Here is a 2,059-nt window from a genome sequence, read left to right on the forward strand (position 1 = left end):
GATCGGCGCCGGCCAGCGCCTGACCGCGGCGCTGCGGGACGCCTTCGGCATCGGCGTCGCCGCCGAGACGCCGTCCAACGCCATCGTCGTGGCCGAGCGCATGCTGGGCCTGGCCCGGGCCTATGAGAACTACGCCGTCGTCAGCCTGCAGAACGAGATCGGCTCCGGCATTTCGATCAATGGCGACGTCTATCGCGGCAAGGGCCAGGCCGGCGAGATCGGCCACCTGTCGCTGGCCCCCTATTCCGGCGCCGCCTGCCGCTGCGGGAAGTGCGGCTGCCTGGCGTCCCTCGCCTCGCTCTCCGCCATCTCGCGCCAGGCGCTGAAGCGCGGGCTGTCGGACGACATCGCGGTGCTGGCCCATATCGCATCGCAGGGCGACCCGGAGGCGATCGAGATCTTCGACTGCGCCGGCCGCTGGATCGGCCAGGCCCTGGCCCAAGTCGCCAACCTGTTCGATCTGGAGGCCATCGTGTTCCGGGCGCCGCAGCCGGCGCTGAACATCTACCTGCTGAAGGCGCTGAACGAGAGCTTCCGCGCCCATGGCTACAATTTCGACGAATGCCGCACCGGGATCGTCATCAGCCCCGACGAGGGCGACGGCTATCTGCGCGGCGCGGTCGGCCTGGCGCTGGACCTGCTGCTGCGCCAGGGCGGGATGAGACGACCGCCCTGATCCCCGCGGGGATCAGGGCGTTCCCAAGCCAAGCAAACACACCAGCCAGCCACGGGAGGCTAAGATGAACCTGCGCAGCATGCGGCTCGGGCCGAGCCTTTGCATCCTCGTCCTTGCCGCCGGCCTGGCCGGACCGGCCCTGGCCGAGACGACCGAGATCCGCTTCTTCATCCCCGGCGCCAGCGATGAGGTCAGCCAGAAGACCCTGCCGGGCTTCATCGCCGATTTCGAGGCCAAGAACCCCGACATCAAGGTGAAGGTCGAGGGCGTCGGCTGGGACGAGGCGTTCCAGAAGCTGTCGACCGACTTCATCGCCGGCCGCGCCGCCGACGTCGTCTATATCGGCACCCGCAACGTCGCCGAGCTGTCGATGATGGGCGCGATCCAGCCGGTCGACGGGCTGGTCGACGCCGCGACCTTGGGCCGGATCCCGGAGACGCTGCGCCAAGCGGCGCAGTTCGGCGACAAGCAGATGGCCGTGCCGATGGCCTTCTCGACCCAGGCGCTCTACTACCGCACCGACCTGATCCCGACCCCGCCCAAGACCTGGGACGAGCTGGTGGCGACGGCGAAATCGGTGATGGAGAAGAACCCCGGCATGTACGGCTACGCCACCTCGGCGGCCGCGCATGTCACCCTGGTCAGCCAGTTCCTGAACTTCGTCTACCAGAATGGCGGCGAAGCCTTTGATTCGTCTGGCGAAACCAGGATCAACAGCCCGGAGGCGGTGGCCGCGCTGCAGTTCTATGTCGACCTGTTCCAGAAGGACAAGGTCGTGCCCAACCCGCTGGAGCTGAACCGCGAGCAGCACCCGCCGCTGTTCGCCCAGGGCAAGATCGCGATGATGGTCAGCGGCCCCTGGGGCAAGTCGATCATGGGCCTGCCCCCCGACAACAAGACCGCGCCCTATGCCGTGGCGCCGCTGCCCTGCGGCAAGGCGTGCAAGGGCGAGCAGGTGTCGGACAGCCTCGCCATCTCGGCCAAGTCCGCGCATCCCGAGGCGGCGGGCAAGTTCGTCGCCTATCTGCTGCAGCCCGAGGTTCACGCCAAGTGGGACGACCAGCGCGGGCTGGTGCCGCTGCTGGCCGAGGAGGAGCAGATGGACACCTTCAGGACGCCGTTCTGGCAGACCTTCATCGCCATGAAGGCGAACGGCTTCGCCCAGCCGACGCCGCGCGCCTGGCAGCCCTTCGAGAAGATCCTGGTCGAGGCGGTGCAGTCCGCCATCCTCGGCAAGGCGACGCCGCAGGAGGCGCTGGACGCGGCGGCGGAGAAGATCCGCAAGGCCCGCATCGAACCGCGCGCCTGACCCCGTGGTCGCGCTCGCCCCCGCCACGGCGCCGCGCCGGGCCGCCCGCGCCCGGCCCTGGTCGCCGGACAAGG

Annotated in this window: 2 protein-coding genes; both read left to right on the forward strand. The window is 69.2% G+C overall.

What is annotated here, in order from left to right:
* Positions 1-676 (forward strand): ROK family protein (locus P409_RS32680; RefSeq protein WP_161790516.1); only part of this gene is annotated, 676 nt, incomplete at its 5' end.
* A gap of 64 nt (positions 677-740) precedes the next feature.
* Positions 741-1,985, forward strand: a complete 1,245-nt coding sequence (locus P409_RS32685) for an ABC transporter substrate-binding protein (protein WP_034848499.1) — start codon at positions 741-743, stop codon at positions 1,983-1,985.
* Positions 1,986-2,059 lie beyond the last annotated feature (74 nt).

Source organism: Inquilinus limosus MP06 (assembly GCF_000767795.1).
Classification (GTDB): Bacteria; Pseudomonadota; Alphaproteobacteria; order DSM-16000; family Inquilinaceae; genus Inquilinus; species Inquilinus limosus_E.

Bases quoted from the DNA above. Each gene is read 5' to 3' on its own strand.
- P409_RS32685 (WP_034848499.1), top strand. From the start codon at position 741: ATGAACCTGCGCAGCATGCGGCTCGGGCCGAGCCTTTGCATCCTCGTC.